The organism is Streptomyces durbertensis, assembly GCF_014156695.1.
In the GTDB taxonomy this organism is placed as follows: Bacteria; Actinomycetota; Actinomycetes; order Streptomycetales; family Streptomycetaceae; genus Streptomyces; species Streptomyces durbertensis.
This window is the reverse complement of sequence record NZ_WMLF01000266.1, coordinates 1-7,346: the sequence shown is the minus strand read 5'-3', so window position 1 is coordinate 7,346 and position 7,346 is coordinate 1. Positions and strand designations below refer to the sequence as shown.

Sequence of the window (7,346 nt, the reverse complement as noted above, 5' to 3'; positions counted from 1 at the left end):
GGTGTCACCCGTTGGGGGTCAATTGGTTTGGCGGTGCGACCACTTGGGTTCGACGGCGGCCCATTCGGTTTCCCAGAGGTGGTCGCGGTGGCGGTCGCAGGTGCGGCGGAGGGCGTAGGCGGCGGCGAGGGCGGCGGCCGTCGCCGCGCCTGCCGCCGCGCCGCCGGCTACGGCGCCGGCGAGGGGTGCGGAGGTCGCGGGGGCGGGGCGGTCGGTGACGCGGCCGTCCGGGCCGACCCAGATGTCGACGGTCTCGCCGGCGCGGGCGTCGGCGCGGACGTGGGCGACGCCCGCGCGCTCGTTGCCGTCGGTGTCGTCCCAGACGACGCGCGCGCGGTGGGCGTTGTCGCCGAGGCGGCCGGTGGTGCCGTTGGCGTCGCCGGTCAACGTGGCGGTGAAGGGGGCGCGTTCGGCGGTCTGGGTCCGCACGATGTCGTGTTGGGCTTCGTAGGCGGCGGTGCCGGAGGCGGCCGCGGCCCAGCCGCCGCCGGCGACGAGGAGGACGGCGAGGAGGGTGCGTGCCCGGGTCTCGACGCGGTCGACGCGGCGGCGGAGGGGGCTGTGCCGGCGTGCCGCGCGGGTTCCGCGTGGCACGCCGGCGTTGGGGGTGTCCGTCCGTGACATGGTGCGTGCCTGCTGTCAGTCGTGGGGGACGACGGCGACCGGGACGGTCGCGTGGTGCATGACCGCGTGGGCGACGGCGCCGATGCGGGCGCCGATCGGGGTGCGGCGCAGGCGGCGGCCGACGACGACGAGGGAGGCGCCGTCGGCGGCCTCGATGAGGTGGTGTGCCGCGCGGCCGACGACGGCTTCGCAGAGGATCTCGACGGTCGGGTACTTCTCCCGCCAGGGCCGGAGCGCGGTGTCCAGGGCTTCGGAGCGTTCCTGGGAGAGTTCGGCTTCGGCACCGGTGGGGGCGGCGATGGGCCGGACGCCGTAGGTGGGCGGCAGGTCCCAGGTGTGCAGGACGCGGAGCCGGGCGGAGCGGCCGGCGGCGGCTTCGAAGGCGAAGGCCAGCAGGTCCTCGGCGGGGCGGTTGAGCTTGAGTCCGACGACGACGTCGCCGGCGTCGACGGGGGTGGCGGCGGTGCTCTTCTCGGGGGCGCGGACGAGGACGACGGGCCGGTTGAGGTGGGCGACGGTCGGCAGGCCGACGGAGCCGATGAAGAAGCCGGCGACGGCGCCGATGCCGCGGGTGCCGAGGACGAGCATGTCGGAGTCGGCGGCGGCCTCGGGGAGGAGCTGCGCGGCGTAGCCGGACAGGAGGCGGGTGGTGACCGGCAGTCCGGGGTGGGCTTCGGACGCCTCGGCGGCGATCTCCCGCAGCAGGGTCTGCGCCCAGCTGCTCTCCTTGTCCGGGTCGTACAGGGTGGTGTACGGGTGCGGGTGCGGGTCGACCTCGCGGACGAACACGATGTCCAGGGTCGCCGCGCGGCGGCGGGCCTCGTCGGCCGCCCAGCGGGCGGCGGCGCGGCTCTCGGGCGAGCCGTCGACACCGACTGTCACGATCGCGGACATGGTCATCTCCTCCTGCCGGGGCGGAACACCGTGGTTCCGCGCTTCTGTCTCTACGGTCGCCCTGCCGGGTGCCCGGGAGCAGGGGCCACAAGTCCCGCCCGGGGGCCGTTCGGCCCGAATCTTTCGGTGGGAGAGGGGCCGAGGGGACACGGCGGGCCGTTGGACTACACGTCTTCGTGGGGTTGGGGGAGTTGGAGGGTGTGGGTTTCGCCGGGGGTGATGTGGACACGGTGGCCGTTGATCTGGAGGGGGAGGGAGCGTTGCGCGGAGTCGGGGACGGTGACGCGCAGTCGTCCGCCCTCCAGGCTGAGCCGCACGCCCCAGTGGCCCCGGAACGTGACGGACAGGTCGAAGTGGGAGAGGAACGGCAGCGGCGCCGGGTCCAGGTGCAGCACCTGGCCGGTGGCCTCCAGGCCGGTGAGGCCGCGCTGGACCAGGTCGAGGGTGCCGGCCATCGCGCCGAGGTGGATGCCTTCGGGGGTGGTGCCGCCCTGGAGGTCGGCGACGTCGCTGACCAGGGCTTCCCGGGAGAAGCGCCAGGCCTGGGCGCGGTGGGTGCGGGCGGTGACCCAGGCGTGGACGAGGCTGCTGAGGGTGGAGCCGCCGCTGGTGCGTGCCAGGTAGTGGTCGACGGTGCGCCGCCAGGTGTCGGGGTCGAGGCGGTGGCCGAGGCGTTCGAACAGCGCGGCGAGCTGGTCCGGGGGGAAGAGGTAGCCGAGCATGAGCACGTCGGCCTGCTTGGACGCCTGGTAGTTGTTGACGCTGTCGCCCTCGGCTTCCAGGAGGCGGTCGAGGCGCGCGATGTCGCCGTACTTCTCGCGGTAGCCCTCCCAGTCGAGTTCGGCGAGGCGGCCGTAGCCCTCGAACTGGTCGATGACGCCCCGGTGCCAGGGCACGTACAGCCGGTGCGAGATGTCCTTCCAGCCTTCCAACTCTCCGGGGGAGAGGGCGAGTTTCTCGGCCAGTTCGCCCCTGCGGGGTTCGGGGAGCTCGTGGTAGAGCTCCAGGGCGAAGGAGAGTGCCCAGGCGGCGGTGACGTTGGTGTACGCGTTGTCGTCGATGCCGGGGCGGTCGGCGTCCGGGTACGCCTCGTGGTACTCGTCGGGGCCGACGACGCCGCGCAGCCGGTACGCGGACCTGTCGGCGTCCCACTCGGCGAAGTCGCCCCAGAAGCGGGCGACCTGCAGGGCCATCTCGGCGCCGGGACCGTGCAGGAAGGACTGGTCGCCGGTGGTGCGGCCGTACCGCCACACGTTGTAGACGATGGCCGAGCCGACGTGGTGCTGGAGGCGGGAGTGGTCGGGAAGCCAGCGGCCCGAGCGCGGGTTGAGGTGGAGGGTCTGGGTCTCCTCGCGGCCGTCGCTGCCGCTCTGCCACGGGTACATGGCGCCCCGGTGGCCGGCTTCGGCGGCGGACTCCACGGCGCGTCCCAGCCGCCGGTGCCGGTACATCAGCAGGCCGCGTGAGACCTCCGGGAAGTGCAGGTTCAGGTAGGGGAGGACAAAGACCTCGTCCCAGAAGACGTGGCCCCGGTACGCCTCGCCGTGCAGGCCGCGGGCGGGCACGCCGACGTCGAGGGACGCGGTGTGCGGGGAGAGCGTCTGGAGGACGTGGAACAGGTGCAGCCGCAGGATGCAGCCCGCCAGTCCGGGAACGTGCAGTTCGGCGCGCTGCCAGAGCCGCTCCCAGGCGGCGTGGTGGTCGACCAGGAGGTCGTCGAGTTCGGGCGCGGTGCGCAGCCCGTGCAGGCAGGCGTCGAGCGGGTCGCTGATGGCCGGGTCGTGGGTGGTGTGCAGGGTGACGGTCTTCTCCACGGCGACGGGGACGCCGTCGGCGAGGTCGAGACGGACCGTCTGGGCGACGTCCCGCTCCCGGGCCCGGTACTCGGGGCCGGTGCCCTCGGGGGCGATGACCGCCGTGCGGGCGGCGACGGCCACGTGCACGTCGGAGTGGCGGGTGCGGCAGGTCAGCCAGAGCAGGCCGTCGTCGGTGTGGCCGGTGCGGTGGTCCGTCAGGTGACGGCCGTCGAGTGCCCGGTAGCGGGCGACGCCGCTGTTGGTGACGTCGCCCTCGATCGCGGACTCGACCTCCAGCGTGCCGCTCCACCCCTCGGCGCGGAACTCCGTCCGCAGCGCCGCGTACTGGGGGTCGCCCATGTGGACGAAGCGGGTTTGGTAGACCCGCAGCGCCCGGCCCCGACGGTCACGCAGCAGCATCTCCCGGAGGAGTGTTCCGGCGCGCAGGTCGAGGGTCTGGCGGTAGTCGGACACCTCGCAGGTGTCGGGGCTCATCCACGGCCAGTCGCCACTCTCCTCGCCGGTGGTGTCGTCCGCGTCGTCGCTCAGTGGGCGGAAGCGCAGTGGTAGCCAGTCGGGGAGGTTGACCATGTCCTCGTTCTCCACGTCGCGCCCGGCGACGTAGGAGGTCAGACGGTTGTAGAGACCGGCGGCGTAGGTGCCGGGGTAGTGGTGCTCGGCGTGCGGGGCGGCCTCCGGGAGGGCGCCCCGGGTGGCGAAGCGGCCGTTGCCGAGGGTGCACAGCGCCTCCCGCAGCGGCTCCTCGGCCGGGTCGTAGCCCTTGTACACCCAGCACCAGCCGGTGTGCGGGCCGTGGTCCCCGCGGTCGTCGGGGCTGAGGAGTCCGACCCAGTGGTCGCGGTCGTCGAGGGAGTTCATCGCGCTGCCTCCGGCTTCGCGGGCCACAGGTCGGTGAGGTCGCGGACGACAACGTCGGCGCCGTGTTCGGCCAGCTCGGTGACGCCGTCCGGGGTCCGGTCGACGCCGACGACCAGGCCGAAGCCGCCGCGCCGGCCGGCGGCCACCCCGGCCACCGCGTCCTCCACCAGCGCGCACTCGCCGGCCGGCACGCCCAGCCGGGCGGCGGCGGCCAGGAACAGCGCCGGGTCCGGTTTCCCCGGCAGCCCCAGCCGGGCCGCCTCGCCGCCGTCCAGCAGCACGCCGAACATCTCCCGCAGCCCGGCTGCGGCCAGCAGCTCCTTGGCGTGCCGGGACGCCGACACGGCCGCCCTGGGCACCCCGGCGGCGTGCAGCGCGCGCAGCAGCCGTACCGCGTCCGGCCAGGCCGGCGCGCCGCGCTCCCGCAGCAGCCGGACAAACGCGGCCTCCTTCGCCGCCGCGACCGCGCGGACGCTGCCGACGCCCGCCGGATCATCCGGCGCGCCCTCGGGAAGCCGCAGGTCACGGGCGGTGAGCAGGGCCGCGGCGCCGTCCAGCCGGGAGCGTCCGTCGACCCAGCGGCGGTACTCGCCGTCGGCGTCGAACGGTGGCTGCCCGGCGGCCGTCAGCACGGGGTCGAACGCCTCCCGCCACGCCTCCGCGTGCAGGGACGCCGAGTCCGTGAGCACCCCGTCCGTGTCGAAGACCACCGCCCGCAGTCCGTGCGTCGGACCGTCCGCCATCGCGCACCTCCTTGGCCTCCCGTTCACGCTAACGGCGGGCCCCCGCCGCCGCAGCCCCTCGTTGGTCCCGCCGGAACGGGGCCGAACGGCCCGACACCGGGACCTGTGGCCCCTGCCCGCGGCGTTCCGCGCCGCCGCACGATGAAGGGGTGAACGGCCTCCCCGTTCCACCGCCGGCCGCGCCACGCGGCGGCGACCGCGGCACGCGGCCGGCGGCGGGGGAGGCGGGGCAGACCGACGAGGAGGCATCGTGCTCACCCATCCGAGACTGCTGGACGCGCTGCCGCCCGAAAGCCGGGAACGGCTCATGACGCACGCCCGTGAGGTCGTGTTCCCCGCCGGTGCCCGGATCTTCGAGGAGGGGCGGCGGGCCGACCGGTTCTGGCTGCTCAGCTCCGGCACCGTGCAGTTGGACGTGCGCGTCCCGACCCGGCCGCACGCCGTCGTCGACGAACTGCACACCGGCGACCTGCTCGGCTGGTCCTGGCTGATCACCCCGCACGTGTGGCACTTCGGCGCCCGCGCCGTCGGCCCCGTCCGCGCCCTGGAGTTCGACGGCGCCGAGGTGCGGCAGATGTGCCAGGAGGACGCCGAACTGGGCCGTTCCCTCGCGCTGTTCGTCGCCAGGACCGTCGCCCAGCGACTGCACCGCTCCCGCAACCGACTGCTCGACCTCTACGGCCCCCAGGGGCTCGCCGCACTGTCCGACCCGTCCGAGGAGAACTGATGAAGAGCTCGCCGATGACCGTCGGGGACGTGATGACGCAGACCGTCGTCGCGGTCGGCCCCGACGCGCCGTTCAAGCAGATCGTGCAGACCATGCGCGAGTGGAAGGTCAGCGCCCTGCCGGTTCTGGAGGGCGACGGCCGGGTGGTCGGCGTCGTCTCCGAGGCGGACCTGCTCCGCAAGGAGGAGTACCGCGAGCGCGACCCGCTGCTGATCGACCAGCACCGGCACCTGGACGAGCTCGCCAAGGCGTCCGGCACCACCGCCCGCGACCTGATGTCCACTCCCGCCGTCTCCGTCCGCTCCGACGCGACGCTGGCGCACGCCGCGCGGGCCATGGCCCGCAAGCGCGTCAAGCGGCTGCCCGTCGTGGACGCCGAGGGCCGGCTCGCCGGCGTCGTCAGCCGGGGCGACCTGCTGAAGGTGTTCCTCCGCACGGACGACGACATCGCCGAGGAGGTCGGCCGGCAGGTCGTCGACCCGCTCTTCCCGAACCGCCCGGCCACCCTGCACCCGCAGGTCGCCGACGGCGTCGTCACCTTCACCGGGACACTGCGCGACACCTCCCTCGTGCCGGTCGTCGCCCGGATGACCCGGGCCGTGGAAGGCGTCGTCGACGTCGCCTTCGACCTCGACAACGGGCAGGTTCCGGCCAACGCCGGACGGCCCGGCACCGACTCGCTGTACTGACATCGGCGGACGCCGGCGGGCCGTTCGACGCCGCGCCATGGGCCATACGGCCCTGGTGCGGTACCCGCCGGTGCCACCACCATGGAGGTCCACGTCCGTATCCCCACCGCCAGAGGTGTCCAGATGACCGACACGACCGGCACTCCCCGCGAGCAGCCGATCCGGGTGTTCCTCCTCGACGACCACGAGGTCGTCCGGCGAGGCGTGCACGACCTGCTGGACGCCGAACCCGACATCACCGTCGTCGGCGAGGCCGGCACCGCCGAACAGGCCGTCGCGCGCGGCCCCGCGCTGCGCCCCGACGTCGCCCTGCTCGACGTCCGGCTGCCCGACGGCGACGGCATCTCCGTCTGCCGCGAACTGCGCTCCCGGATGCCGGAGCTGGCCTGCCTCATGCTCACGTCCTTCGACGACGACGACGCGCTGCTCGACGCGATCCTCGCCGGAGCTTCCGGCTACGTGCTCAAGCAGATCAAGGGATCCGACCTGGTGTCGGCGGTGCGGACGGTCGCCTCGGGGCAGTCGATGCTCGACCCCGCCACCACCGCCCGGCTCATGAGCAGCCTGCGCGGCCAGCGCGCCGAACCGGAACCCGAGCAGGACGCCCTCGCCGGTCTCACCCCGCGCGAGAAGGAGATCCTTGCCCTGATCGGGGAGGGTTTGACCAACCGGCAGATCGGGCAGCGGCTCTACCTGTCCGAGAAGACCGTCAAGAACAACATCTCGCGGCTGCTCGCCAAGCTCGGCGTCGAACGCCGGGTGCAGGCCGCTGTGATCGCCACGAAGCTACCGGGCGCCGACTCCCCCGACGGCCCCCGGTAACCGGCACCGCCGGCGGCGACCGTGCCCCCACGGAACCGACCGGCGGCGCCCGGGACGACGGCCCGACCCCAGCGGTCGGGCCGTCGCCGTACCCCGGCCCGCGCTTTCCCGCGTCCCGTCCGCATGCCGCCCGCCCGCTTGCCTCCCGCCGGTCGTGTCCTCGGTCGCGTCC

Annotated in this window: 7 protein-coding genes; 3 read left to right on the top strand and 4 right to left on the bottom strand. The window is 74.2% G+C overall.

The window, feature by feature from the left end:
- Positions 1 to 18: 18 nt before the first annotated feature.
- The 4 genes from GL263_RS17410 to GL263_RS17395 all read right to left on the bottom strand — a co-directional run bounded on the left by GL263_RS17410 (position 19) and on the right by GL263_RS17395 (position 4,936).
- A complete protein-coding gene (locus GL263_RS17410; RefSeq protein ID WP_182856647.1) occupies positions 19 to 624 on the bottom strand; it encodes an Rv1733c family protein in 606 nt (201 codons plus the stop codon).
- A 15-nt stretch (positions 625 to 639) separates the two neighbouring features.
- Entirely contained in the window at positions 640 to 1,518 is an 879-nt protein-coding gene (locus GL263_RS17405) for a universal stress protein (RefSeq protein WP_182856646.1), read from the bottom strand.
- A gap of 164 nt (positions 1,519 to 1,682) precedes the next feature.
- Complete coding sequence (locus GL263_RS17400) at positions 1,683 to 4,193, bottom strand: glycoside hydrolase family 65 protein (protein WP_182856645.1); 2,511 nt, start codon at positions 4,191 to 4,193, stop codon at positions 1,683 to 1,685.
- A complete protein-coding gene (locus GL263_RS17395; RefSeq protein ID WP_182856644.1) occupies positions 4,190 to 4,936 on the bottom strand; it encodes an HAD family hydrolase in 747 nt (248 codons plus the stop codon). Before GL263_RS17395 ends, GL263_RS17400 begins: the two co-directional genes overlap by 4 nt.
- 250 nt (positions 4,937 to 5,186) lie before the next feature.
- Here GL263_RS17395 and GL263_RS17390 point away from each other — a divergent pair, with 250 nt between their 5' ends.
- The 3 genes from GL263_RS17390 (at position 5,187) to GL263_RS17380 (ending at position 7,174) form a co-directional block, all read left to right on the top strand.
- Positions 5,187 to 5,663, top strand: a complete 477-nt coding sequence (locus GL263_RS17390) for a cyclic nucleotide-binding domain-containing protein (RefSeq protein ID WP_323379446.1) — start codon at positions 5,187 to 5,189, stop codon at positions 5,661 to 5,663.
- Positions 5,663 to 6,352 (top strand): CBS domain-containing protein, encoded by a 690-nt coding sequence (locus tag GL263_RS17385; protein WP_182856643.1) that lies wholly within the window; start codon positions 5,663 to 5,665, stop codon positions 6,350 to 6,352. Before GL263_RS17390 ends, GL263_RS17385 begins: the two co-directional genes overlap by 1 nt.
- A 123-nt stretch (positions 6,353 to 6,475) precedes the next feature.
- Positions 6,476 to 7,174 (top strand): response regulator, encoded by a 699-nt coding sequence (locus GL263_RS17380; protein WP_182856642.1) that lies wholly within the window; start codon positions 6,476 to 6,478, stop codon positions 7,172 to 7,174.
- Positions 7,175 to 7,346: the final 172 nt, after the last annotated feature.

Coding starts and splice junctions, on each gene's coding strand:
- GL263_RS17400 (WP_182856645.1), bottom strand. CDS start 4,193: ATGAACTCCCTCGACGACCGCGACCACTGGGTCGGACTCCTCAGCCCC.
- GL263_RS17395 (WP_182856644.1), bottom strand. CDS start 4,936: ATGGCGGACGGTCCGACGCACGGACTGCGGGCGGTGGTCTTCGACACG.
- GL263_RS17380 (WP_182856642.1), top strand. CDS start 6,476: ATGACCGACACGACCGGCACTCCCCGCGAGCAGCCGATCCGGGTGTTC.
- GL263_RS17410 (WP_182856647.1), bottom strand. CDS start 624: ATGTCACGGACGGACACCCCCAACGCCGGCGTGCCACGCGGAACCCGC.
- GL263_RS17385 (WP_182856643.1), top strand. CDS start 5,663: ATGAAGAGCTCGCCGATGACCGTCGGGGACGTGATGACGCAGACCGTC.
- GL263_RS17405 (WP_182856646.1), bottom strand. CDS start 1,518: ATGTCCGCGATCGTGACAGTCGGTGTCGACGGCTCGCCCGAGAGCCGC.